Source organism: Enterobacter adelaidei, assembly GCF_041937165.1.
In the GTDB taxonomy this organism is placed as follows: Bacteria; Pseudomonadota; Gammaproteobacteria; order Enterobacterales; family Enterobacteriaceae; genus Enterobacter; species Enterobacter adelaidei.
Map to the genome: position 1 here is coordinate 3742130 of NZ_CP154353.1, position 25711 is coordinate 3767840.

20 protein-coding genes and 3 tRNA genes are annotated in these 25711 nt (G+C 53.9%); 6 read left to right on the forward strand and 17 right to left on the reverse strand.

Annotated elements, in window-relative coordinates; translation table 11 throughout:
* Window positions 1-25: 25 nt before the first annotated feature.
* The 4 genes from rlmM to AAHF05_RS18195 form a co-directional block, all read right to left on the reverse strand.
* Entirely contained in the window at window positions 26-1126 is a 1101-nt protein-coding gene (gene rlmM / locus AAHF05_RS18180; protein WP_049005912.1) for a 23S rRNA (cytidine(2498)-2'-O)-methyltransferase RlmM, read from the reverse strand.
* Window positions 1119-1514 (reverse strand): DUF423 domain-containing protein, encoded by a 396-nt coding sequence (locus AAHF05_RS18185; protein ID WP_028014272.1) that lies wholly within the window; start codon window positions 1512-1514, stop codon window positions 1119-1121. The genes rlmM and AAHF05_RS18185 overlap by 8 nt, the downstream gene beginning before the upstream one ends.
* Window positions 1515-1553: 39 nt before the next feature.
* A complete protein-coding gene (gcvA, locus tag AAHF05_RS18190) occupies window positions 1554-2471 on the reverse strand; it encodes a glycine cleavage system transcriptional regulator GcvA (RefSeq protein WP_028016898.1) in 918 nt (305 codons plus the stop codon).
* A gap of 347 nt (window positions 2472-2818) precedes the next feature.
* Window positions 2819-3046 (reverse strand): YgdI/YgdR family lipoprotein, encoded by a 228-nt coding sequence (locus AAHF05_RS18195; protein ID WP_028016899.1) that lies wholly within the window; start codon window positions 3044-3046, stop codon window positions 2819-2821.
* Window positions 3047-3238: 192 nt separating this feature from the next.
* On the opposite strand from AAHF05_RS18195, the gene csdA reads away from it, so the two are divergent.
* The gene (gene csdA, locus AAHF05_RS18200; RefSeq protein ID WP_129323651.1) at window positions 3239-4444 is read left to right on the forward strand and encodes a cysteine desulfurase CsdA; all 1206 of its coding nucleotides are present in this window, start codon (window positions 3239-3241) and stop codon (window positions 4442-4444) included.
* The gene (gene csdE / locus AAHF05_RS18205) at window positions 4444-4890 is read left to right on the forward strand and encodes a cysteine desulfurase sulfur acceptor subunit CsdE (protein ID WP_108091058.1); all 447 of its coding nucleotides are present in this window, start codon (window positions 4444-4446) and stop codon (window positions 4888-4890) included. The genes csdA and csdE overlap by 1 nt, the downstream gene beginning before the upstream one ends.
* Here csdE and tcdA read toward each other — a convergent pair.
* Together tcdA and mltA are read right to left on the reverse strand one after the other, a co-directional pair.
* Entirely contained in the window at window positions 4881-5687 is an 807-nt protein-coding gene (tcdA, locus tag AAHF05_RS18210; RefSeq protein ID WP_049005906.1) for a tRNA cyclic N6-threonylcarbamoyladenosine(37) synthase TcdA, read from the reverse strand. The genes csdE and tcdA overlap by 10 nt on opposite strands.
* A 76-nt stretch (window positions 5688-5763) precedes the next feature.
* Window positions 5764-6861 (reverse strand): murein transglycosylase A, encoded by a 1098-nt coding sequence (gene mltA / locus AAHF05_RS18215; protein ID WP_028016903.1) that lies wholly within the window; start codon window positions 6859-6861, stop codon window positions 5764-5766.
* Window positions 6862-7069: 208 nt separating this feature from the next.
* Between mltA and AAHF05_RS18220 the strand changes: the two genes are divergently transcribed.
* The 3 genes from AAHF05_RS18220 (at window position 7070) to AAHF05_RS18230 (ending at window position 7388) form a co-directional block, all read left to right on the forward strand.
* Window positions 7070-7146 (forward strand) — tRNA-Met (locus AAHF05_RS18220).
* 44 nt (window positions 7147-7190) lie between these two features.
* Window positions 7191-7267, forward strand: a tRNA-Met gene (locus AAHF05_RS18225).
* Between the two features lie 44 nt (window positions 7268-7311).
* Window positions 7312-7388: transfer RNA gene (locus tag AAHF05_RS18230), tRNA-Met, on the forward strand.
* 89 nt (window positions 7389-7477) lie between these two features.
* Here AAHF05_RS18230 and amiC read toward each other — a convergent pair.
* Window positions 7478-8731, reverse strand: a complete 1254-nt coding sequence (gene amiC, locus AAHF05_RS18235) for an N-acetylmuramoyl-L-alanine amidase AmiC (protein ID WP_028016904.1) — start codon at window positions 8729-8731, stop codon at window positions 7478-7480.
* A gap of 227 nt (window positions 8732-8958) precedes the next feature.
* On the opposite strand from amiC, the gene argA reads away from it, so the two are divergent.
* A complete protein-coding gene (gene argA / locus AAHF05_RS18240) occupies window positions 8959-10290 on the forward strand; it encodes an amino-acid N-acetyltransferase (RefSeq protein WP_028016905.1) in 1332 nt (443 codons plus the stop codon).
* Between the two features lie 34 nt (window positions 10291-10324).
* On the opposite strand, the gene recD is transcribed toward argA, so the two are convergent.
* From recD to lgt, 10 genes are all read right to left on the reverse strand, one after another.
* Window positions 10325-12145, reverse strand: coding sequence for an exodeoxyribonuclease V subunit alpha (gene recD / locus AAHF05_RS18245; protein ID WP_129323652.1), 1821 nt, complete (start codon window positions 12143-12145; stop codon window positions 10325-10327).
* On the reverse strand, window positions 12142-15684 hold the full coding sequence (gene recB / locus AAHF05_RS18250) for an exodeoxyribonuclease V subunit beta (protein WP_129323653.1): 3543 nt from the start codon (window positions 15682-15684) through the stop codon (window positions 12142-12144). The genes recD and recB overlap by 4 nt, the downstream gene beginning before the upstream one ends.
* Complete coding sequence (gene ptrA, locus AAHF05_RS18255) at window positions 15681-18563, reverse strand: pitrilysin (protein ID WP_129323654.1); 2883 nt, start codon at window positions 18561-18563, stop codon at window positions 15681-15683. The genes recB and ptrA overlap by 4 nt, the downstream gene beginning before the upstream one ends.
* A 139-nt stretch (window positions 18564-18702) precedes the next feature.
* Complete coding sequence (gene recC / locus AAHF05_RS18260) at window positions 18703-22077, reverse strand: exodeoxyribonuclease V subunit gamma (RefSeq protein ID WP_332614603.1); 3375 nt, start codon at window positions 22075-22077, stop codon at window positions 18703-18705.
* A 12-nt stretch (window positions 22078-22089) separates the two neighbouring features.
* A complete protein-coding gene (locus AAHF05_RS18265; RefSeq protein WP_128347306.1) occupies window positions 22090-22413 on the reverse strand; it encodes a prepilin-type N-terminal cleavage/methylation domain-containing protein in 324 nt (107 codons plus the stop codon).
* Window positions 22398-22799 carry a DUF2509 family protein gene (locus AAHF05_RS18270; RefSeq protein ID WP_129323656.1) on the reverse strand — a complete coding sequence of 134 codons (402 nt, stop codon included), beginning with the start codon at window positions 22797-22799 and terminating at the stop codon, window positions 22398-22400. Before AAHF05_RS18270 ends, AAHF05_RS18265 begins: the two co-directional genes overlap by 16 nt.
* Window positions 22796-23356 carry a prepilin peptidase-dependent protein gene (locus tag AAHF05_RS18275; protein WP_129323657.1) on the reverse strand — a complete coding sequence of 187 codons (561 nt, stop codon included), beginning with the start codon at window positions 23354-23356 and terminating at the stop codon, window positions 22796-22798. Before AAHF05_RS18275 ends, AAHF05_RS18270 begins: the two co-directional genes overlap by 4 nt.
* Window positions 23347-23811, reverse strand: coding sequence for a prepilin peptidase-dependent protein (locus AAHF05_RS18280; RefSeq protein WP_108090390.1), 465 nt, complete (start codon window positions 23809-23811; stop codon window positions 23347-23349). The genes AAHF05_RS18275 and AAHF05_RS18280 overlap by 10 nt, the downstream gene beginning before the upstream one ends.
* Window positions 23812-23995: 184 nt before the next feature.
* Window positions 23996-24790 carry a thymidylate synthase gene (gene thyA / locus AAHF05_RS18285; RefSeq protein WP_129323658.1) on the reverse strand — a complete coding sequence of 265 codons (795 nt, stop codon included), beginning with the start codon at window positions 24788-24790 and terminating at the stop codon, window positions 23996-23998.
* Between the two features lie 6 nt (window positions 24791-24796).
* Entirely contained in the window at window positions 24797-25672 is an 876-nt protein-coding gene (gene lgt / locus AAHF05_RS18290; protein ID WP_023309046.1) for a prolipoprotein diacylglyceryl transferase, read from the reverse strand.
* Window positions 25673-25711 lie beyond the last annotated feature (39 nt).

A 25711-nucleotide genomic window follows, 5' to 3' on the forward strand; every position in this document is an offset into this window, starting at 1 on the left:
GCCACCGGGCAAAATAAAGCACACACTATCGCTCGTCGCGACGTCCACCGACAGCGGCCCACCAGCGACGAATATGCACCGTCACCTCTTCGCGGTCGTGATACAGCTGACGCGCCTGGATCTCCGCGTTAATGCCATGCTCATCCAGTTGCTGCTGAATATAAGCCAGATTCTGCGACACTTCCTCATAGCGCTTTTTCATTGGCAACTTGAGGTTGAAGATCGTCTCACGACACCAGCCGTTCACCAGCCAGGAAGCCATCAGCGCGGCCACTTTGGCCGGTTTCTCAACCATATCGCACACCATCCAGGAGATGTTGTTCCGGTTCGGACGATAGCGGAAACCATCTTCACGCAGCCAGGTAACCTGCCCGGTATCCATCAGGCTTTGTGCCATCGGGCCGTTATCGACAGATGAAACCCACATGTTACGTTTCACCAGTTGGTAGGTCCAGCCGCCCGGGCACGCACCGAGATCGACGGCATACATGCCGTTTGCCAGACGCTCGTCCCACTCATCTGCCGGGATAAAGACGTGGAAGGCTTCTTCCAGCTTCAGCGTTGAACGGCTCGGCGCATCGGCCGGGAAGCGCAAACGCGGGATGCCCATAAAGAAGGGAGAGTTGTTGGTGGTGTATGAATACCCCGTATAGCAGCAGCCTGGTGCGATAAAGAAGATATGCACCACCGGACGTTTAGGCGTTTCGTAGTTCGTCAGGATACCCGCATCACGCAGCGCTGCACGCAGCGGTACGGTAAATTTGCGGCAGAACTTCATCAGCTCTTTGCTTTCATTGGTATCCGCCACTTCAACGCGCAGATCCCCGCCCTTCTCCACCACGCCCTGCAGCATGCCGACAATTGGGGTGATACGGTCTTCCGGCGGAAGATCCTTCAGCAGCTCACCCGCGACAAACATCTGGCGGGCAAAGATCAATGAGTTGAAAGGTAGTTCACGCGCCAGCTTATCCGCGTCTTCAGGCTGATAGCATTCAAATACCACATAGCCTGCATTCTCTTTAACACGCGCAAAGCCGAAGACCTCGCGCTTTGCCGCTTTATCGGTAATTTCCGCGGCGCACTCTTTCTCAAACCCCGGGCGACAATATAAAACAACCTTATTCATGAACAACGCCCTTGCGTTTCAGACGGATAGCTCCGATAAACATTAATACCCAACCCGCCAGGAAGCTAACGCCACCGACAGGTGTAACAAACGCCCACAGGCGTAAATGCGAAAGTGCCAGACAGTAGAGACTGCCACTGAAAAGCACGGTGCCCAACGCCATAAAGACGCTGCTCCAGTAAAACCAGATACTGATACGGCGCTGCATCGCCACGGCCAGCCCAAAAATAGCCAACGTGTGGAATGCCTGATATTCAAGGCCGGTCTGGATCCAGCCCATCTCTACTGCGCCCAAAGACTTGCTTAATACATGTGCGCCAAAAGCGCCCAGTGCAACAAAAATAAAGCCACTCACCGCGGCAAAAATCAGCATGAATCGGCTGGTCATGTTTAAGTCCTGAATTGATGCGTGCCCGGCACACAAACGTTATTGTTCATACCTGAAGCGGAATTTTTCTTGCTCGCTTGCCGCTTTCGCCAGTATCCACTGCCGGAAAGCGGCTATTTTACCCAGTTCTGCCTGACTGTCATGACAAACCAGATAAAACGCATTCTTGCTGACCAGAACATCATTAAAAGGGCAAACCAGGCGGCCTGCCTCAATTTCGGACTGCGCCATGACGTTGTTCGCCAACGCCACGCCCTGCCCGTGAATAGCAGCCTGTAACACCATCGCACTGTGGCTAAAAATCGGCCCCTGCTGCACGTTTATATGAGTAAGACCTAATTGACGGGTATAAGTTTGCCAGTCACGGCGAGACGCATCATGTAAAAGTGTATGTTGCGCCAGGTCAGCAGGTGTCTTCAGCGCCTTTTCACCCGTTAATAGCAGAGGCGAACAGACCGGCAGGAGATATTCTGCGTATAATTTTTCGACGCGCAAGCCCGGCCAGTTACCGCGACCGTAAAAAATGGCGACATCTACGTCATCTGCCAGCTTGTCTTCCTGACGATCTACCGCCTGGATTCGAACGTCGATCCCCGGATAAGCTGAGTTAAAGCTTGAGAGTCTTGGCACCAGCCATTGAATGGCAAAACTGGGCAATAAACTAACAGTCAGGGCACCTTTTGCACTTCGGGCCTGCAGCTTACGCGTGGCCTCCGTGAGCTGGGAAAAAATCTCTTTAATATCCTGAAAATAGCTCTGCCCCTCTTCGGTCAACAGCAACGAACGGTTGCGTCGACGAAACAGCTTAAGGCCCAGAAAATCCTCCAGGGACTTGATTTGGTGACTTACTGCGGCCTGTGTCACAAAAAGCTCATCTGCTGCACGTGTAAAGCTCAGGTGACGTGCTGCTGCATCAAAAACACGTAATGCATTAAGGGGTGGCAATCGCTTCGACATGGTTATCTGGCTTAGATGTTAACGGATTTTAACAAACAGGAAACAACGTTTAACCTATTAGTTTTTTTTATCTGAGACATTATAATTTGTCCGTTGAGGAACTACCAGCAAATACCTATAGTGGCGGCACTTCCTGAGCCGGAACGAAGAGCTTTTTTTGGAATGCGTGTTCTGAAGGGCTTTTGGCTTACGGTTGTGATGTTGTGTTGTTGTGTTTGCAATTGGTCTGCGATTCAGACCACGGTAGCAACGCTACCAATTTTTCACTTCCTGTACATTTACCCTGTCTGTCCATAGTGATTAATGTAGCACCGCCAATTTGCGGTGCTTTTTTTTCGCCTGCGATCTTAGTGCTGAATCTCAACCATCTCTTTAACATCGCTTCGGTTGATCTGCTGCTTGTTCCCGTTGGCATCTTTGTATGAAATCATCCCGGTATCATTATCAGTTGACGGTTTCCCTTCCGAAACGATGGAACGACCATCGTTGGTGTGCATCACGTAGTTGTTACCAGAACAGGCGCTCAGGGCAAAAGTAAACGCACAGGCAGAAATGATTGCAGCTGTCTTGTTCATGATTATTCTCCTTTAGCAATTAATGCTATTCAAACCTCGATTTATAACAGGCTAAAACATCCGCCTAACACTATTTAGCATAACCTGCTTTTTTGGGGTCATCAGGATAAGCAGACAATTCTGATAGATATCAACCTCCTTGCCCTGCCGCTGAAATTGCGCGACGATCTTGCTATTGAAATGAGGAATCCCATGAACGCTTTCAGTCCCGCACATTTTCGCGAACAGTTTCCGGCGCTGGCCGATGCCGGTATTTATCTTGATAGCGCTGCCACCGCCCTGAAGCCACAGGCGGTTATTGAAGCGACGCAGCAGTTCTACAGCCTGAGCGCCGGGAATGTGCATCGCAGCCAGTTTGCCGAAGCGCAGCGTCTGACCGCGCGCTATGAAGCCGCACGCGATCAGGTAGCACGTTTGATCAATGCAGAAGGCGGGAAAAATATCGCCTGGACGCGGGGCACGACCGAAGCCATCAATATGGTGGCCCAGTGCTATGCACGCCCGTTGCTACAGCCAGGAGATGAGATCATCGTCAGTGAGGCAGAGCACCATGCCAACCTGGTACCGTGGTTGATGGTCGCTGAGCAAACGGGGGCACGTATTGTGAAACTCCCACTGGGATCAGATCTCCTGCCCGACGTGGCTCAACTGCCTGAGTTGATTACTCCACGCAGCCGCATTCTGGCCCTCGGGCAGATGTCGAACGTCACGGGGGGATGTCCGGATCTGGCTCAGGCCATTCGCATCGCCCATGCCAGCGGCATGGTGGTGATGGTCGATGGCGCACAAGGGATCGTGCATTTCCCTGCTGATGTGCAAAAGCTGGATATTGATTTTTACGCTTTCTCTGCACACAAGCTGTACGGCCCCACCGGCATCGGAGCGTTGTACGGTAAGCCGGAACTGCTGGCGCAAATGACACCGTGGCTCGGTGGCGGCAAAATGATTACCGAAGTGACCTTCGACGGCTTTAAAACCCAGGAGATTCCCTATCGCCTTGAAGCCGGTACGCCAAACGTGGCCGGCGTCATTGGTCTGAGTGCCGCTCTCGAATGGCTTGCTGAAACAGACACTGCTCAGGCTGAAAGCTGGAGCCGCGGACTGGCGACGCTCGCAGAGGAAGAACTCAAAAAGCGCCCGGGTTTCCGCTCGTTCCGCGTTCAGGATTCCAGCCTGCTCGCCTTTGATTTTGCGGGCGTTCATCATAGCGACATGGTGACGCTACTTGCCGGGTATGGCATTGCCCTGCGTGCCGGACAGCATTGTGCCCAGCCGCTCCTGGCGGCACTCGGCGTTAGCGGTACGCTACGCGCCTCGTTTGCGCCATATAATACCCAAAGCGATGTTGATGCGCTGGTTGCCGCCGTCGACCGCGCCCTTGAAATACTGGTGGATTAATGACTCACGCTGCTTTAGCCGGACACCCGTTTGGCACGGTCATCACAGAAGAGACCTTAAAACAGACCTTCGCCCCTCTCTCACAATGGGAAGATAAATATCGCCAGTTAATCCTTCTCGGTAAACAGCTCCCGACGCTGTCTGACGACCTAAAAGCGCAGGCAAAAGAGATCGCTGGCTGCGAGAACCGCGTCTGGCTGGGCGTAAGCGTCGCCGGCGAGAAGCTGCATTTCTTTGGCGACAGCGAAGGACGTATTGTCCGCGGGCTGTTGGCGGTACTGTTAACCGCCGTCGAGGGGAAAAGCGCGGCGGAGTTGCTGGCACACTCGCCGCTGGCGCTGTTTGATGAGCTTGGGCTGCGGGCGCAGCTTAGCGCCTCACGCGGCCAGGGTCTGATCGCGCTCAGCGAAGCGGTGCAGGATGCGGCACGTCAGGCTCAGGCCTGACGTTCTGCCTTCGCCATCATTTTCTTCAGGGCGTGGGATACAGCTATAAAACCGAAGGACGCGGTCACCATAGTGGCCGCACCAAAGCCTGAGGCACAATCCATACGTTTTGGCCCTTCCGCCGTACTTTTCATCGCACAGACAGAACCATCAGCCTGCGGGTAGACCAGCGCTTCTGTAGAAAACACGCAGTCAACGCCGAGCTTGCCTTTGCTGTTCTTCACCACGTTGAAGTCGCTCTTCAGCCTTTCACGCAGCTTGGCAGCCAGCGGATCCTGAATGGTTTTCGCCAGATCGGCCACCTGGATCTGCGTAGGGTCGATCTGCCCTCCTGCGCCACCAGTGGTGACCAGAGGTACCTTGTAACGACGACAGTAAGCGATCAACGCCGCTTTAGGGCGTACGCTGTCAATGGCATCAATCACATAGCTGTAGCCTTTATTCATGTACTCTGCGACGTTATCGGCTGTCACAAAGTCGTCAATGACCGTCACCCGGCATTCAGGGTTGATCAGACGAATACGCTCCGCCATGACCTCAGATTTTGCCAGACCGACGTTATCACGCAGGGCATGGATTTGACGGTTGGTGTTGGTGACGCACACGTCGTCCATATCAATCAGCGTGATTGCGCCAATACCGGTTCTCGCCAGCGCTTCTGCCGCCCAGGAACCCACACCACCAATACCCACGACGCAGACGTGCGCATCCGCAAACAGCTGCAGGGCTTTTTCACCATAGAGACGTGCCGTGCCGCCAAAACGCTGACGCCAGGCATCGCTGATTACCACTGACATAAAACCTCAGATGTAAAAAGGGTGAGGTTTCTCCTCACCCTGAACATGAATCCGTATTGCGCTCAGAATACCACAATCAGCCGCTGAATACGCTTCCTGCACCCGGCGCTGCTTTGAGCACCCATACGCGTCCGTAGTGGTTATACCAGCCGGCACGGTGACCCGCATCCGGACCAATCCCCTGATAGATATCGAAGTGCTGACCTTTAATCGCCCCACCCACATCCAGCGCCACCATCAGACGTAGCTCATACTGGCCGTTAAATTTGCCATTATTATCCAGCAGAGGCACTTCCGCGAGCAGCGTAGTGCCAGCAGGAATAATTGAACGATCCGATGCCACAGACGCACGACCAATCAGCGGTACAGCGCTCGCCCCTTTCACCGGAGCAAAGTTTTGCGGTTTAAAGAAGACAAACGACGGGTTTTGTTCCAGCAGCTCGCGCACCTCGGCTTCGCTGTGTTTTTCACCCCACTCGCGGATCGCCTGCATCGACATATCTTCTTTCTTCACTTCGCCGCGATCGATCAACACCTTACCAATACTACGATAGGCATGGCCGTTTTTACCGGAATAGCTGAAGAAGTTAAGCGGCGAACCATCACCGAAATCAATATAACCGCTGCCCTGAACATCCATGATGAAGTTATCCATCAGTGAATTGCTGTAAGCCAGGACGTAGTTTTCGCTCAACGCACCAGAGTAGATTTCTGCACGGGACGGCAGGCGGCCGCGTTTTGGCGGCATACGATAAATTGGATACTGGAATTCGCCCTGGCGGGAGTGGCGCGCCTGAATCACTGGCGTGTAATACCCCGTGAACTGGACGTTCCCGTAGTTATCTGCCCCTTCCATCTGCCAGGCGTCGATACCAAACTGGCGCATGTTGCGCGTATCGCCGCCCGCGCGCAGCCAGTCCTGTACTGCACTGTAAACATTGTTTTGTGAGCCATACAGGCGTGGTGACGCATTGCGGATCTGATAGACCTGCTCGGAGAAATCTCCGGCGTTAATCGGTGCGCCAACAGCATCAGGCTGGTTAACTAAGGAGAAAGGCTGGGATAATTTCCCGTCTTTGTACTGTTGACCGCGATCGGTCGGTTTGGAAGAGCAGGCCGCAAGAATGGCTACCATTGCGCCCGTCATCAGATACTTCGCCCAACGTCCTTTCATTATATCTCGTCTTAAAGTTGCCCATTTCCGCGTAATGAAGATAACAAACCGCCAGGGCTAATGAAATGCGATCGCATGACCTTTGGCAAACTTTGCGCAAAAAATAGTCCAAACAGAGCCATGCCGTTCAATTTGCATACAAAATCATGATTTATGTGAAAAAGGGGTTGCATCACAAACCTATCCGAGTATAGTGCGCATCCACGGACGCGGGGTGGAGCAGCCTGGTAGCTCGTCGGGCTCATAACCCGAAGGTCGTCGGTTCAAATCCGGCCCCCGCAACCAATTAAAATTTGATGAAGTATCTTCTACAACAGTAGAAAGACGGACGCGGGGTGGAGCAGCCTGGTAGCTCGTCGGGCTCATAACCCGAAGGTCGTCGGTTCAAATCCGGCCCCCGCAACCAATCAAATTTGAAGAAGTAAGTTTCTACAGAAGTAGAAAGACGGACGCGGGGTGGAGCAGCCTGGTAGCTCGTCGGGCTCATAACCCGAAGGTCGTCGGTTCAAATCCGGCCCCCGCAACCAACACTTCTTAAAACAATAAACACCCTTAAGGGTGTTTTTTTGTATCTGTCGTTTGTGAATTTGCCGGGTATTTCACCCGGCTGAAAGATTTACCCGCGTCGCGCCAGCGTCGCCCCATCAGAGAAATACGCTCGGATCCCTGCCAGAATCGACTCCGCTACCTCCTGCTGGAATTTTGCCGTCTTGAGCTTACGCTCTTCTTCAACATTACTGATAAAAGCCGTCTCAACCAGAATGGACGGAATGTCCGGCGCCTTGAGCACCGCAAACCCGGCCTGTTCTACGCTGTTTTTATGCAGCTTATTGATGTTACCCAGCTTGCCCAACACCGCTTTACCAAATTTCAGGCTGTCGTTGATGGTCAGTGATTGCACCATATCGAACATGGTGTGATCGACATAACGGTCGCCGCTTTTGCCCACACCACCGATAAGATCCGAGGCGTTCTGGGTATCCGCGAGATATCTCGCGGCAGTACTGGTCGCCCCTTTGGTTGAGAGCGCAAACACCGAAGAACCGCTTGGCTGGCGGCTGGTAAACGCATCCGCATGGATAGACACAAACAAATCGGCGCGCTGCTTCTGCGCTTTTGCCACGCGAACTTTCAGCGGAATAAAGACATCTTCATTACGCGTCATATAGGCGCGCATATTGCCTTCTTTATCGATCAACGCCTTCAGACGGCGGGCGATTTGCAGCACCACGTCTTTTTCGCGGGTGCGATATTTTCCGACAGCACCCGAGTCTTCCCCGCCGTGCCCCGGATCAAGCATGATCACAATCGGACGATCGCGCCCTGCTTTACCCGGCTGTGGGCCACTTTGCGCAGGTGGAACCTGCTTCTCAAGATTGCCCTGGTTATAATCTTCCAGTAACGCCAACAGAGGATCCTGAATATCCGTCGCATTCGCCGGGTAGAGATCCATTACCAGACGCTCTTTGAAGGTCGCAACAGGCGCGAGAGCAAACAGTTGAGGCTTAACGTTCTGCTTCAGCTCAAACACCATACGCACGGTTTGCGGATCAAACTGCCCGACGCGCGCCGATTTAATAAACGGATCGTCACCGCGGATCTGCGCCGCCATCCCCTTCAGCACGGAATTGAGATTCACCCCTTCGAGATCCACGACCACGCGTTCAGGATTGCTTAAGGCAAATTGCTTATATTTCAACACGCGATTGGATTCAACCGTCACGCGCGTATAGGTCGACGACGGCCAGACGCGAACCGCCACCACCTGACTTGTGGCGGCTAATCCTACCTGACTGACGCTAAGCAACCACATTGCCCCGGCCCCTTTTAACAAACGGCGACGGCTTATTGCTGAGTTGGATCCCGACATGCTTCTCCCGAGCAAGAAAACTGACTGATATACAAAATGTCCAAATTGACCGAAAACTTTAACGAATGACGCAAAAACTGTCATCTATAAAAGGGTAAACAATCATACGTTAACGCACGGATTACTTATTAATTTCTGTGGGTCGCGGAAAATTTGCGCTTGCACACACGCCCACAATCGAATAAAAATACAGAAATTACGAATAAACATTCATTAAGGGTTGTGCCATGGTGAAGGAGCGTAGAACCGAACTGGTCCAGGGATTCCGCCATTCTGTTCCCTATATCAACGCCCATCGGGGAAAAACGTTTGTCATCATGCTTGGCGGCGAAGCCATTGAGCATGAAAATTTTTCCAGCATCGTCAATGACATTGGCCTGCTACACAGCCTCGGGATCCGCCTGGTGGTGGTCTATGGCGCGCGCCCGCAGATCGACGCCAACCTGGCCGCACACCACCACGAGCCGATTTACCACAAACATACCCGCGTTACGGATGCGAAAACCCTGGAGCTGGTGAAGCAAGCTGCAGGTCTGCTGCAGCTGGATATTACGGCTCGCCTGTCGATGAGCCTGAACAACACGCCATTGCAGGGTGCGCATATCAACGTCGTGAGCGGTAACTTCATCATTGCCCAGCCGCTCGGCGTGGACGATGGCGTCGATTACTGCCATAGCGGCCGTATTCGTCGTATTGATGAAGAAGCTATTCACCGCCAGCTGGACAGCGGTGCCATCGTGCTGATGGGCCCGGTCGCCGTTTCCGTGACCGGAGAAAGCTTTAACCTGACGTCTGAAGAGATTGCCACGCAGCTGGCGATCAAGCTGAAGGCGGAAAAAATGATTGGGTTCTGCTCTTCCCAGGGTGTCGTAAACGATGAAGGGGTGATTGTGCCCGAACTCTTCCCTAATGAAGCCCAGGCCCGCGTAGAAGCACTGGAAGCTGAAGGTGACTACCATTCTGGTACCGTGCGTTTTCTGCGTGGTGCGGTGAAAGCCTGTCGCAGCGGCGTGCGCCGCAGCCACCTGATCAGCTATCAGGAAGACGGCGCCCTACTGCAGGAGCTGTTCTCCCGCGACGGTATTGGTACACAGATTGTGATGGAGAGTGCGGAGCAGATCCGCCGCGCCACCATCAATGATATCGGCGGTATTCTGGAACTGATCCGGCCGCTGGAGCAACAGGGTATTCTGGTGCGTCGTTCGCGGGAACAGCTGGAAATGGAGATCGACAAATTCACCATTATTCAGCGCGATAACCTGACCATTGCCTGTGCCGCACTCTATCCATTCCCGGAAGAGAAGATCGGTGAAATGGCCTGCGTGGCGGTGCATCCTGATTACCGCAGCTCCTCACGCGGCGAAATGCTGCTTGAGCGCGTGGCAGCGCAAGCCCGCCAGATGGGCCTGAGCAAGCTGTTCGTCCTGACGACACGCAGCATTCACTGGTTCCAGGAGCGTGGATTCACGCCGGTGGATATAGATTATCTGCCAGAAACGAAGAAAGAGATGTACAACTATCAGCGCCGCTCAAAAGTGCTGATGGCTGATCTGGGATGATACGATGCCCTCACCGTCTGGTGAGGGCTTTCGCTTAAAGAGACTCAAATATCGCGCTCAGTCCGCTCCGGCGCTCTGTACGGGTGGCAATGGCCTGCACCAGCACACGTTCATCGGTATAGAGTGACAAGCGCTGACGCGCGCGAGTAATCGCGGTATAAATCAGCTCGCGGGTAATAACAGGTGAAAGCTGTGTCGGCAGGATCAGCGCCGCATGGTTAAACTCGGAGCCCTGGGATTTATGCACCGTCATCGCCCACGCGGTTTCATGCTCAGGCAAACGGCTGGGCTGGAAAGACTTCACGCTACCGTCCGGCAACTGGAACCAGACGCGCAGCCCCTGGCCGCGATCGAGCGCAATCCCGATATCCCCGTTAAACAACCCCAGCACACTGTCGTTGCGGGAGATCATTACGGGTCGTCCTTCAAACCAGCGCGAATGCGGCATCCGGTTGATTTTGTGCTTCTGAACAAGAAGCTGCTCCAGCCTGTCGTTCAGCCCACTGACGCCAAACGGCCCTTCCCTCAGTGCACACAGTAACTGGTACTCACCAAAGGCGGCAATGACCCGCTCTGGTGAGTTGCGCTGTTGGACACATGCCAGGAAATGCTGATACCCCTCCAGGGCGTCATCCAGCATCACCTGATACTCTTCTCCGCTTTGCAGTGATTTTTTCTCGATGTCGGTAAACGTACCGTCAAACACCGCACGCGTACTGTGCCGATCGCCACGGTTTACCGCGGCAGCCAGTTGGCCGATACCGGAGTCGCTGCCGAAACGATAGCTTTTTTGCAGCAGGCACAGGCTGTCACGTAGCGCTCCCGCCACCGGCGAGTTATCGGGTTCAAGTACGCATCCGGTCAAACGCTCCAGCTCCTGAGCACGCGCGGTGGTGTAGCCAAAGCTGGCGTAAGTACAAATATCCCCCAGCACCGCCCCAGCTTCCACTGAAGCAAGCTGGTCACGATCGCCCAGAAAAATGACACGCGCATGGGGCGGCAGAGCATCAATCAACCGCGACATCATCGTCAGGTCGATCATCGATGCTTCATCTACCACCAGTACGTCCAGATGCAACGGGTTACCCGCATGATATCGCAGACGCTGGCTACCTGGCTGAGCACCGAGTAATCGGTGCAGCGTGCTGGCTTCATTTGGGAAAAGCGCAAGTTGCTCCCCGGTGAGCGGCAGCTTTTGCAATGCCCCACCTAACGATTCCGTCAGACGAGCCGCCGCTTTGCCAGTGGGGGCCGCCAGACGAATACGGCACTTGTGCTCGCCCGATAGCTGGATCAACGCGGCAAGCAGTTTTGCCACGGTGGTCGTTTTCCCGGTTCCCGGGCCACCAGAGATAACCGAGATCCGCCGCGTCAACGCCACGGCTGCCGCGACTTTTTGCCAGTCTGTCGCCTCATCAGAGGTAAACAGCGTATCCAGCACGTGCCGGAGTTGCGCGTCATCGCAAGGCAGAGGCGCATTCGTCTCGCTGAAGAAACGCGCCACCGTCAGTTCATTGCGCCACAGCCGGTTAAGGTACAAACGTTCGCCGCTCAGGATCATCGGCGTCCCGGTATCGGTTCCGCTCACGGCGGGCGAGCCGAGTAATATCGCCTGCCAGTCCACTGCGTCATCCAGCAACGTGAAACACGCCTGTAAAGCCGGAGGCATTTTCTCATCAACAACCAGACGCGACAGCGGCAGGCAGACATGCCCCTCTCCCGCGTCTTTACTCAGGATTGCGGCGGCGAGCATCACGGCGGGTTCATCGCCTGCCACCATCATGGCGAACTGTACATCGAGGTGGCGGAGTAATCGTTGTTCTACCGCTTCCAGCAATAGCGCCTGCATCGTCATGCCACCTCCTCTGTGCTTGCGGCAAACAAGTTATCCATTTTTTCAATCAGTTCCACAGCCGGACGCGTACTAAAGATGCCAGAGCGCGGGTCGCTAGCATCCACTCCGCGCAGGAACAGGTAAATAACGCCGCCAAAATGGTCTTCGTAACGATAATCGGCAATGCGATGCCGCAGGTACCGATGCAGCGCCAGGGTATAGAGCTGATACTGCAGATCGTAGCGATGTGCTTGCATGGCTGATGCCATCGCCTGCTGGGTATAGGCTTCGCTGTTTTCACCCAACCAGTTTGATTTGTAGTCCAGCAGGTAGTAACGCCCTTCGTGGCGGAAAACCAGGTCAATAAAACCTTTTAACATTCCTTGCACCTGGCGGAAGTTCAGCGGAGGACAACCGGCAGACAACGGATCATGCTCGCGGATCAACGCATCAAGCGCGTCGGCCCTGAGCGGGCTGGCAATAGGAAGATAAAACTCCATCTCCACCTGTTTATCTTTGGCACTCAACTGGCTCAGCGAGATCCCTTGCGCAGTAAGCGGAGCGTGCAGAACGGTGCTGATCCAGTCTGTGAGAACCGCTTGCCACTGTGCGTCATAGCCTCCACTCTGCAACATCTTCAGCACCCACTCTTCAGAGACTGGCTGGGTAAAATCCAGCTCTTCAAACAGGCTATGTAAAAATGTGCCTCGTGAGGCGCCACGCGGGAATTGATGCGGAGTGAGTACTGGCTCAACAGGTACGCTACCGGTCCCTGCTGCATCGACGTCCAGTTTTGGCATCAGATCCTGCGCAATGCTCTGCCCGTGCTGCTGTAAACCGGAATAACTCGTCACACGCCAGTCGTCAGCAATTGTGCGCACAACCTGGCGGGCATGGAGCTCAGACTCGCGCAGCTCCGGCATTTGCCAGCGGCTATTATCGGGCTGCGACGGAATGTGCAGGGCAGTATGATCCCCACAAAGTGATTCGATGCACTGACGCAGACCTGCTGCATCTTTGGGTTCGCCGAGCTGAATAAGCCGCCCCAGCGCACTCAGATGAAAATCGCTCTCCCCGGTCTTCTCACCACGGCGACGAAACAGTGGGGCTACACCCAGGCTGCAGTGCCAGACCGAACGGGTCAACGCTACATAGAGCAGGCGTAAATCTTCCGCCAGACGTTCGGCCTCTGCCAGTTCAACGCTGGACTCTGCTTTACTGAGATCAAGCACCGCCTCAAATGACTCGCGATCGTGGTAAAAGGCCTGCTCCTGCACGCGGTAATTGGCAATAAACGGCAACCAGACCAGCGGATACTCCAGGCCTTTCGACTTGTGAATGGTGACGATCTGCACCAGATGTTTATCACTTTCAAGACGCATCTGCTGACTGGACGAATTACTGTTCGGGTCGGCAATCTGTTGCGCCAGCCAGCGCACCAGAGCGTGTTCACTCTCCAGTTGCGTGCCCGCTTCCTGCAGCAGTTCACTGATGTGCAAAATGTCGGTCAGACGACGTTCACCGCCCGCGGTCGCAAGCATATTCTCCGCAATGTGACGCTGCGCCATGAGCTCACGTACCATCGCCATTACACCGCGTCTGTGCCATTTATCCCGGTAGTAAACAAACTCTTCCACTACCGCATCCCACGCGTCTTCGTCGTTGTTGAGCGCATCAATATCACGCGCATTCAGCCCGAGCATCGCGCTGGCTAACGCGCTGCGAAGCGTGCTCTCCCTCTCCGGGGCCAGCACCGCCTGCAGCAGCCATAACATCTCCTGCGCTTCCAGCGTTTCGAAAACACTGTCCCGGTTTGAGAGGTAGACGGACGGAATGTTCAGCAATGTCAGGGCATCGCGGATAAGCGCGGCCTCCTGACGGCTACGCACCAGCACCGTAATATCCGATGCCTTTACAGGGGTTGACTCCTCGCCCCTCCAGAGCACCGCCTCGCCACGTGCCCCCGCACTGAGCCAGTCACGGATTTGCGCGGCACAGTGCTGTGCCATGGCATTTTGATAGTCCGCAACGCCACAGCCTTCTCCGTCCAGCAGCCAGAAGTTCATGGCGGGCTGAGTCGTACCGTTGAACTCGAAGCGCAATGAGGCATTTTTTGTCGCAAATTTTACCGGCTGGAAAGGGATCTCCCGGAACATAAATGCCGTATCCATGCGGCTGAAAAGCGCATTGACGCTCTCTACCATCCCGGGAGATGAACGCCAGTTGGTATCCAGTGTGTAATGTGCGTCAACTTCGCTGCGGGCTTTCATATAGGTGAAAATGTCCGCACCACGAAAAGCGTAAATAGCCTGTTTAGGATCGCCAATTAACAACAGCGCGGTATCAGGCTGTTGTCGCCAGATACGGCGGAAAATGCGGTACTGCTGCGGGTCGGTATCCTGGAACTCGTCAATCATCGCAACCGGGAAACGGTTACGAATAGCCGCGGCAAGCGCTTCACCATTTTCGCTGCATAACGCGGCATCCAGGCGGCTCAACATATCGTCAAACCCAAGTTCACTGCGGCGACGCTTTTCACGCGAGACGGTTTCACGGATCTCCACCATAGCGCGGGTGATCATCAGGTCATTGAGCGTCAACGGTTCGGCCAGCAGGGCTTCGATAGCCACAAACAGCGGATGCTCCGGCACAATGCCATCGGGTTTGGTTCGTTCAACCAGAAAACGCTGAGAGAATTTTTCAAGCGCATCCGGGAGCTGATACCCTCGCGTCTCTTCCTGTGCCCAGGCGCTGATCTTATCGATCCATTTCCCCTGATTTGCACGGTTAAATTTACGTCTGTCGATCCCGGAATTTTCGATGATCGCCTCAATCTCGCCGACCGACGTATTCCACTTTTGCTTGATGGCCGCAATTTTGGCGGTAATTTTTTCATGGCGAGAAGCGAGAGTTTCATCTGCTGGCGGCGGAGATTTGATTACCGGTGCTTCACCCTGAAGATAGCGATCGATGGCACGCAGAAGCTCCTCGGGGCCCTTCCATAACGCATGTACCGCTTCTGCGATATCTCGCGGTAAGGGGTAGCAATGGCGACGCCAGAAATCCGCGCAGGCCTGATAGCGAAGCACGGATTCATCTTCAATGAGCTGCTGCTCAAACAGCATGCCAGATTCAAACGCATTCAGGCTCAGCATGCGCTGACAAAAACCGTGAATGGTGAAGACGGACGCTTCGTCCATCTGCCGTTCAGCGAGAAGCAACCACTGGGCGGCCTGTTGCTTATCAGCAATCTCTTCCAGAAGGCTCGCGTAGAGAGGGTTATCCGTACTCTGACGCAGACAGGCGATACGCAGCTCATGGATATTGGAACGAATACGGCCGCGCAACTCCGCGGTGGCAGCCTCGGTGAAGGTGACGACCAGCAGCTCTTCCACGCTTAAAGGACGTGGAAAAGCCGCGTTACCGCCAAGCCCTAACAGCAGGCGCAGATAGAGCGCGGCAATGGTGAAGGTTTTTCCCGTTCCCGCTGAAGCTTCAATCAATCGTTCACCCTGTAGAGGTAAACGTAAGGGATCAAGAGGCTCAGCGGTATCGGTCATTCTTTCTTACTCCAGGGCATAGTTTGCTGCAGCGCGCTGACGCTCTTCCAGACTTTCCAGCCTTTCGGGTTCACGTACTCCGTTTTCCCGTTCTGGCTACCGGAAACCTGAGACAGGATGGTCATTCCCTGCGGCTTAATCACCGCCTGATGGAAGAACTCGGCAACCTTCTGAGGCGTCAGCTGTTTTATCTCGGCCACTACTTTATCACGCGAATCAAAGTTCAGATTACCGCGATCAAAATCTTTGCTGAGCTGTGACGCTTCTTCACCCAATGTCTGCGGTGGCTGCATCACCTGGGCGATGACGGCCTGCTGGATCTGGGCAAATTCGTCCGGTTTCATGGCGCGCAGTTTTGCTTCCACTTTTGAGAAGAAAGCCTGATAACGCTGCCAGAGATAAGCCGGTTGTTTATCGCTACTTTGCAGCAGGAAACCCAGTCCCCACTGGCGGCCAACGTTCATGGAGAACGCAAAGACCGCATAGCCAAGTTGCTCTTCTGTACGTAGCTGGTTATAGAACCACGGCTGAATAATCTGTCCCAGAACGGCACTCCGCGCTGAACTAGAGAATTCATCATAACCCGTTGGTACAAACACCGCTGCCAGCGCAGAATCCGTACTAGTGCCCGCCTTTTCAAAAATCACATTCTGTTTTTTCTCAACCAGCACATCCTGGTTGCGGCACCACTCGTCACCTTTCGAGCCGAGCTGGGTGCGTACATTCTCCGCCAGCGTTTTGGCCTGCTCTTCACTCATGTTGCCGACGATAAGGAACTCGGGACGCGTGTTGGTTTTCAATGCATCACGGTAAGCGAGGACATCTTTCAATGAGATAGAAGGCAGTAACGCGCGGCGATCTTCACGCTGGAAATAAGGAATTTGCGACAACATTTGCGCTGGCATAAGCGCAAGATCGTAAGCTTTGCCCTTCTCCGCAGAGTCCATCATCTGCGCATACCAGGATTTGGCCTGCTCAAGCTGCTCTTCCGTCGGCGTGTAACTAAAATAGCCCTCAAGCAGCGCCTGGAACAGCTGAGGCAGGCGCTGAGTGTAGCCATTTGCATTGACCATCAAACCGTTATTGGCATTGGTTGAGAAGCTGATTCCCCCCACGGCCGCCTGATTGCTGAGCTGATCGAGCGCGATGCCAGCAAGATAGTCATTCAGGGCGAACATCACCTGATTTTTGGCGCTATTCATCGCCTTAGGGTTACGCAGAACAACGCTGACATCGGCTTTTGGCTCGCTCGCAAAATACCGGCTTGGGGTATACACCACGCGAAGCGTCGGCTCATCAATAATCAGCTCCGGGTGCGGATAGTCCTTCGTGGTTTTGATCAGCGAGAAATCATCCGGAATGTAGGGGTTCAACTCCGGCAGTTTCAACGCAATCTCCCCTGCTCTTTTCTGCCAGTCGGCGAAGGTCTGGGCGCTGATTTTGTCCACCTGATAAGGGGCGTCTACAAAATAGGCCGTTTTGTTATGGGGTTCATTCGGGCTGATGTACCAGATGCGAGCATTCTGCGGGGTCATCATCGCAAGGCGAGCTTTTACGGCGTCAGCATCATACTGATCGGCGATATTGACCGCATCGAGAGTATGTTCCACCGGCACGCGGATCATGGTATCCGCCAGCCACTCCACATAGTCCATGTCGCGGGTAATGGACGGGTAACGGAAATCGAGATCCAGCACGTGAGCCAGTTCATCAAAGTAGCGTTTATCGACGCCTTTATCACGCAGCAGAGAAAGGTAGCTAAAGATCGCCGCCACCACTTCATCACGGTTTGCCTGCCCTTTGTCGGTCAGGGTCGCAGATATCGCCAGCACACCGCTATTGCCGTTCACAACGGGATCGGAGTCGGCTCGAATCCCTTCCACCAGCCCTTGTTTTTGCAGCCAGTCAGAAAGCGTACCCGGGCTACGGTTGCCAATCAGATAGGTCACCAGCTCGTCGGTTTTACTGCGAAACTGTGCCGTGTTGTTATCAATGCGGAATTCAACACGTAACACCTTGCGCGGCAAGGCGGGCACGTAGTGGATAACAATCCCTTTTTGAGCGTCCGTGACTACCGGAACGGTTATCTGAGGCAAGTCGATATTTTTATTCGGCACACGACCAAACGTCTGAGCGGCCATGTTTGCCAGCTCTGGCAGCGGTTTGTTGCTGTAGATAACCGCTTTCATCAGGTTCGCGGAGTAATATTTGTCGCGAAACGCATGCAGCGCATCAAGCACCGGGCTGTTTGGCTTATCGCTTAATGTTTCCAGGTTACCACCGGAGAAACGCGAACCCGGATGCGCCGGGTTAATGGTTTCGGCGCTCACCTGGGCCATGCGCATACCGTCTCGCGTACGGGCAAGGGTTAACTCAGCATTAACGGCATTGCGTTCACGTTCAGCATATTTTTTATCCAGAAGCGGTGCAGCGATGGAATCAGCAAGGCGATCGACCGCCCCTTCCAGTGCATCATTTTCGACTTCGAGATAAAAAGCCGTACGGTACGGTGCTGTGCTGGCATTATGACTACCACCGTGCATTTTCAGATATTCGGACAGGCTATCTGGCTGCGGGTATTTTTTAGACCCCATCAGCGTCATATGTTCCAGATAGTGCGCAAGCCCAGGATGGGCATCAGGATCTTCCAGTGACCCAATCGGCACCACCAGCGCCGAGAGGGATTTCACCGCCTGCGGATCGGAAACCAGCAGCACGGTCATGCCGTTATCAAGGCGAATAGCCTGATACTGACGGGTATCTTTTTCGCTCTTACGGATAGTTTCCTGAACAGGTTGCCAACCGGAGTCTGCTTGAGTGAAGGGAGCCCAAAGGGCGACAAACAAAACCAACGCTTTAAACAAGGTGCTGCCTGGCATTACGACCTCTTTATCACGGCTACATCATTAACAAACTGCGTGCTGGGCACGCCAGCATCTCTTTCTTTGAGTACATCAGTCCGTGATAACAGGTGCATCATAAATGAACACCCTTTCCTGTGCAATTTTTATACAACACTCAGGACTGATTAAATTTGAACAACGGTAAAAGGTAACGCAGTGCCTCTTCCGTGATCGTCTCGAAGTACTCTGGTTCAAGAGTGCGCCATAAGCGCTGATACCAGACATCTTCACCTTCGCCACGTACCATCATGTTTCCTTCATAGGCTTGTATAAATTTACTTCGCGCTTTCTGCAGTGACGCCTCATCCGTTAACATTGCATCATTCTGTACGTCATAACAGGCTTTTATCCAGGCACCGCCACTCTCAGGCAGTAACAAAAGTGGTTTGTTCATGCCCTGACGGTAGCCCTCAATATACAAAGACAGATAACGTAACGCCTGTTCAGACTCCATCGGCGGGAAGCGCCATTCGCCCTCTTTGCGCACGAATATCCGGCTTTCGCCTTTATTACCCATCGCACTGTAGACAAGATGTTCCAGCCAGAGTTGCAACCCTTGAGAAACGCTAAGCATAGAAGGTCGCCAGCGTAGCAGCCCGTCCGGCTGAACCTGGGTTAGCCAGCCCGTCAACTGAACGCCGTTACAGTTGAGATCAATTTCAATGCTTTTACCGGGTTGTCGACACTCCCTTACGCGCTCGGCCAGCGCTGTCATCTCCTGGCACTGCGCCTCCCAGACAATTTCACCAAACGCCCCATAAGGCAGTTGCCCTGCTGCGCGGTAACGGCGAAAAAGTTTGTCAGCATCTTCCTGATCAACCAGTGCATTCAACAGCTGCAGGTTTAACTGATAGCGCTCCAGCCCTTCCAGCGTAAAGGGCTCCGCATCGGGAATTTCGTTCTCTTCAGAGCGGAAATTGACCTGTAATCGCTGCTGGAAAAAGGCCCGCACCGGGTGCGCCCAAAACCGCTGAAGCTGTTCAAATGTCAGTGTGTCAATGGGCCGAGGATCAAGCGCCTGAATGAAATCGGTATGCGCTGTTCCCTCTTTTTTCGCCGCAGGAAGCCACTCGTGAGCATAGCTCTGGTGCTCACTCACCACGTAGTTCACCGGGTCAAACGGCATGCGGCTATGACAACAGGTGATATGCGCTTTCACCCGCTTGTCACTTTCATCGCAGTTACGTTCTTCATCCCCCGGCAGGTAGTGGCTCTGTCCGATATAATCCACCAGCTCCTGCACCAGAACAGAAGGGAAACGCTCACTGTTGTCCTGAATTGAACGGCCGATGTAACTGATATAGAGCTTACTTTGGGCGGAAATGAGCGCTTCAAGAAAGAGATAGCGATCGTCATCACGACGACTACGGTCACCCCGCTTTGGATTAGCACTCATCAGATCAAATCCCAGTGGTGCCAGTGCACGTGGATAAATACCGTCATTCATGCCAAGCAGACACACCACTTTGAACGGGATAGAACGCATTGGCATCAGGGTGCAGATATTCACCGGGCCCGCCAGGAAACGCTGACTGATTCGCTCCTGGTCAAGCCGCTGCGTCAACTCATCCCTCAGCAGTGACAAGGGGATCTCTTCGTGATAATGGGAGTTCACGCCCTCCTCGACGATAGCCTGCCACTGCGTTTCAATGAGCGCCATTGCGGCTTCAGTGTCACTGTCTGGCAGGAAGAAATCATTGAGCAATGCCCTGCAAACCGGGAGCCATTCTTCCAGAGTTCGCGGTTGCATTAACTCACTTCTCCAGCGGTTAAGCTGCATCAATAGTGAAGCCAAATGCCCCACCAGTTCAGCAATTAACCCACTGGTCTCATCGTAAGGCAGTACCTCATTCCATTCCCCCTGACTGCTTTCCATGGCATATCCCAACAGCATACGTGTCAGGCCAAACCGCCAGGTATGCTGCCCGGTTGGGGGGAGTCCGAACGCCTGGACGTTATCGTCATCGATCCCCCAGCGAACACCCGATTCGTTCACCCACTGGCGAAGGTAGCGTAGCCCCTCTTCATTGATGTTGAAGCGGGCAGCCAGAACTGGAACATCCAGTAATGCCAGAACATCTTCGGAGATAAACCGACTATCAGGCAGTGACAACAGGGTGATGAAGGCCTGCAAAGCCGGGTGAGACTGACGGGCACGGCGGTCCGAGATAGCGTAAGGCAGGTATCGTTCACCCGTCGCACTGCCAAAAACGGCCTGAATGAAGGGACTGTAATTGTCGATATCCGCCACCATCACCACGATATCGCGCGGCGTCAGCTCAGGATCATCCTGCAGCATATGCAACAGCTGGTCATGGAGAATTTCAACTTCACGCTGCGGGCTGTGGCAAACGTGGATGGTGACACTGCGATCGTCAGGATCCAGCCTCCGCTTCCTGTCGCTGCGTTCAAACTCTTGCGCCGTAACCCCCATGACGGCACGGTTCTCCAGCTCCAGAATATCTAACTGAATATTATGCAGCAGGCTATCCGGGGAGATCTCAACAAAGGCATCCACGTCGCCTTCACCTGATGAAGTGATATCAGAAAGCATGTGAATGTAATCACGCCCCAGCTTCCCCCACGAAGCAAGCAGCGGATTGGGCAGGTTCTGGATACCTTCTTCATCGAAAAGTTGCCCGGCAGTCGAGCCGTCTTTAAACAGCGGGATGGTTCGTTCTTCAAAAAGGCGTTTTCGTTGGCGAGTCACCAGCCGCGAAAGCCAGCGTTGGTCGAGGATATCCCCCCAATATTGCCGGCAAGGGTTGGTAAACAAAATATGAATATCAATATGTTTACCCAGCGCATTCAACGCCTTGAGATAGACTGGGGGTAATGCAGATATTCCACAGATAAACACGCGTGATGGCAGTCGGGCTGGTCGCTCCGACGTATTTTCAAGTATGGAGATAAACCGATCGTACAGATTGGCACGGTGCCACTTAGGCTGGCCAAGTTTCTCCGTATGCTCCACCAGCGCTTTCCACAGCGGCGCCTGCCAGATTTGCGCCTCCGGTAACCCCTCCACCAGCTCACCTGCTTCCCAACGAATTAACCAGTCAGAACGATAAACAAGATATTGATCGTAGAGATCGGCGGTACGCGACGCGAGCTGGAACAGCTTGCGTTTATCGGTATCGTCATTGAGATAGTGGTTCAGCATCGCGAACTCATCACGCTGAAGCATTTCCGGCAGCAACGCCATCAGCTTCCAGCTCATGCTTTGCTTGTTGAACGCACTTTGCTCCGGGATATCCGGCAATACGCGGACAAACATCTCCCAGATAAAGCTCGCGGGTAGTGGGAACTCAATGTTCGCGGCAATGCCAAATTTGCGGGAAAGCGACATTTGCAGCCACTGTGCCATACCGGTGCTCTGCACCAGCACCATTTCAGGCTCAAAAGGATCGTCAAGCCGCTCGCGCTCAACGATATATTCCATCAGTGCTTCCAGCACATCCAGACGATTTGAGTGGTAAACCCTTAACATAGACGCTCCCGACTACTGGCTAACCGGGCAATGCAGACGCGTTATCTCACCGCGTCGCCCCAGAGGAGAAATAAGTGTAACCGTGATGCTGACACATCCGGCGAGCGTTGTCTGCCCCCGGTTGGCCTGCCAGCCTTCCGGTAGCGCATTTGTTGAGAGCTGGGACTGGTTCCAGGCATGGTGCCAGAGCTGACGATATTGGCTAAACAAGGTGAACCGCGTCGCCAGTGCCCGGTGGTAACCTGACAGTGCGGTCACGATTATCACCATCAGCATCATCGCCAGGAGAACTTCAACCATGCTAAACCCTCTTTCTTTGTTCATGGCAACAGGCATAACACACTCCCCTTTAGCGGACAAAAATCACTCCAACCGTGAGGCGAGAAGCGAATCTTGCCGTCGATTATCTCTCCTGTGCGCCAGAGCAGCAGGTCGTTGACTCCAGCAATGAGCAAAACATCCTTCTCACTTAATAGCCGCAAACAAACTCGCCATGACGATGCCTTTTTGCACTGAATCTGGGGCTCTGACGACCAATCCTGAACGCGTCCCCACTCAAGTGCAGATTGCACAGACGCCTGCTGCTGGAGTGAACGGCTCTCATCACCCACGAGCGCACTAAACGTTGTGAGTTGCTGGTTGAGCCCCGTGAGGATCAGGGTACCGAGCACCAGTAAAAGCAAAACCAGGGCCAGCGAAGACATTCCACGCTGACGGCTCACAGGTTATACCCCGTGACCTGATATACAGTCTGATATGGCTCCCCCTGCTCACCTTTACGACTGGCGGTGAGTTCGATATTCAACTCTGGTGCAAAACCGGCATGCTCAACTTTACGCACCATAAAGTGCAGGATCACAAGCTTGTCTGGTTCGGTGAGCTTTTCCCATCCCTTTCCTTCACACGAAGTTGCCCCACGCAGCATTTCCAGCGCTCCTGCTTCCAGACGAAAACCGGTGCTGTCATTTTCTGATGCGGTGTTATCCCAATTGCCGTTACTGTTAGCATCCCACCGTACAATGGCACAGCTCCCTTCCCTGCCAATCACCAGCCCTTGTCCCTGACAGTTTCCGGCACAATATCCTGCGCGCTGAAGATGTTTACCGAGGGCGAACAGGCGCTGCCAGACCTCTTCTTCCAGCTCTCGCTGGCCGGATTGCAGTAGTACAGCCCGCTGCAACCCGGGTAAAAAACGCGATGCGCTTACCAGCAAAAGGCTGCTGATCGCCGTAGCAATCAGCACTTCAATCAGTGAGAAACCGCGCTGTCTCATTGACATGAACCGTCCCCTGAACTTTTGCACATTCTGATGCGTCCTCCATTTGAGACAATAATCAGCCATTCTCCTGCTCGACTTTGTACGCGTATCCGCCCTGCCCATGCCGTATCTCTTAATCCATAAAACCCTAATGACGGTGTTAGTTCACTCACCGTGACTTCAGGCCAGAGTGGCATCAGCACAAAGGGACTTCCCTTCTCGCAACTCTTCATAACTGAGCTCACCAGGCAGTCCCTGCCTCCAATCCGCTGAAGGGTTACCTGATGGTCGCGGTTGTGCCGGTTGGCATTGTTGCGCAGAAACACCAGGTAATCGCGAACCTGACTGGCGGTTTGCCACAGCCGCTGCTGTCGTTGCCAGCTGTCCCAGCCGTATAACCCTGACGCGCTGAGGATGACAATCAACGAAATCGCTACCAGTGTTTCGATAAGCGTAAAACCATTCTCTTTTTTCATACCGGGAGTGTGGCGAAGTGCCGTGAAAGTGACGAGCAGCGGATTGCTGTTTTCCGAGTCGTTATCCAGAGAATCGACCGAGTTGCAGCGTGTTGCACGCTTTCTGGATATCGCTTCGTGAAACGGGATGAAGGCGAAAAAAAACCGGCGCTAAAAAGCACCGGTTGTGTCACGCTTTGCTACATCAGATAGCGACGGGCGCTTTGATGCCAGGGTGCGGGTCGTAGCCCTCAATCTCAAAATCATCAAAGCGGTAGTCGAAGATAGACTCCGGTTTGCGTTTGATAATCAGCTTCGGCAGCGCACGCGGTTCGCGGGTCAGCTGGAGATGCGTCTGTTCCATATGGTTACTGTAAAGATGGGTGTCCCCACCGGTCCAGACGAAATCGCCCACTTCCAGGTCGCACTGCTGCGCCATCATGTGGACTAACAGCGCATAGCTGGCAATGTTAAACGGCAGGCCGAGGAACACGTCGCAGGAGCGCTGGTAGAGCTGGCAGGAGAGCTTGCCGTCTGCCACGTAGAACTGGAAGAACGCGTGGCACGGGGCCAGCGCCATTTTATCCAGTTCCCCTACGTTCCAGGCGGAAACGATAATACGACGCGAGTCCGGATCGTTTTTCAGCTGGTTCATCACGGTGGTGATCTGGTCAATATGGCGGCCATCAGGCGTTGGCCATGCGCGCCACTGTTTACCGTAAACCGGGCCCAGATTGCCGTTTTCGTCTGCCCATTCGTCCCAGATTGAGACGTTGTTTTCGTGCAGATACGCAACGTTGGTATCGCCTTGCAGAAACCAGAGCAGTTCATGAATGATCGAGCGCAGATGGCAGCGCTTTGTCGTCACCAGAGGGAAGCCTTCTTGCAGATTGAAGCGCATCTGGTGGCCAAAAATGGAGAGCGTGCCGGTACCGGTACGGTCGTTTTTCGGCGTGCCCTCAGCGAGCACTTTTTTCATCAATTCAAGATACTGTTTCATGGTTCCTCAGGAAATTTGTTGCTGTGGACGACGACGATACGCCCAAATCATCATAATGGCACCCGCGACAATCATCGGAATGGAGAGAATTTGCCCCATGCTGATGTACTGCACCCACTCGCCGGTAAACTGTGCATCTGGCTGACGGAAGAACTCGACGATGATACGGAACGCACCGTAGCCAATCAGGAACAGGCCAGAAACAGCCCCCATCGGACGCGGTTTGCGGATAAACAGATTCAGGATGATAAACAGCACCACGCCTTCCAGCGCCAGTTCGTAAAGCTGGGACATATGGCGCGGCAGAACGCCATAGGTATCAAAAATGGACTGCCACTCCGGGTGTGATGGCAGCAGCGCGATATCTTCTGCGCGGGAGCCCGGGAAGAGCATCGTGTACGGCACGCTTGGGTCAACGCGCCCCCACAGTTCACCGTTGATAAAGTTGCCCAGACGGCCAGCGCCGAGACCAAACGGGATCAGCGGTGCGATAAAATCTGAAACCTGGAAGAAGTTGCGTTTGGTGCGTTTAGCAAAAATAACCATCACCAGAATCACGCCGATCAGGCCGCCGTGGAAGGACATACCACCATCCCACACGCGGAACAGATAGAGCGGATCGTTCAGGAATACCGGGAAGTTATAGAACAGCACATACCCAATACGGCCACCGAGGAACACGCCGAGGAAGCCCGCATACAGCAGGTTTTCAACTTCGTTTTTGGTCCAGCCGCTGCCAGGACGGCTGGCGCGACGGCCAGCGAGCCACATGGCAAAAATGAAGCCCACCAGGTACATCAAACCGTACCAGTGAAGCGAAACAGGTCCTACTGAGAAAATGACCGGATCAAATTCCGGAAAATGCAGATAACCACTGTTCATCTGTCACCACAAGATGTTGTTATTCCGCTGAAAGTGGAC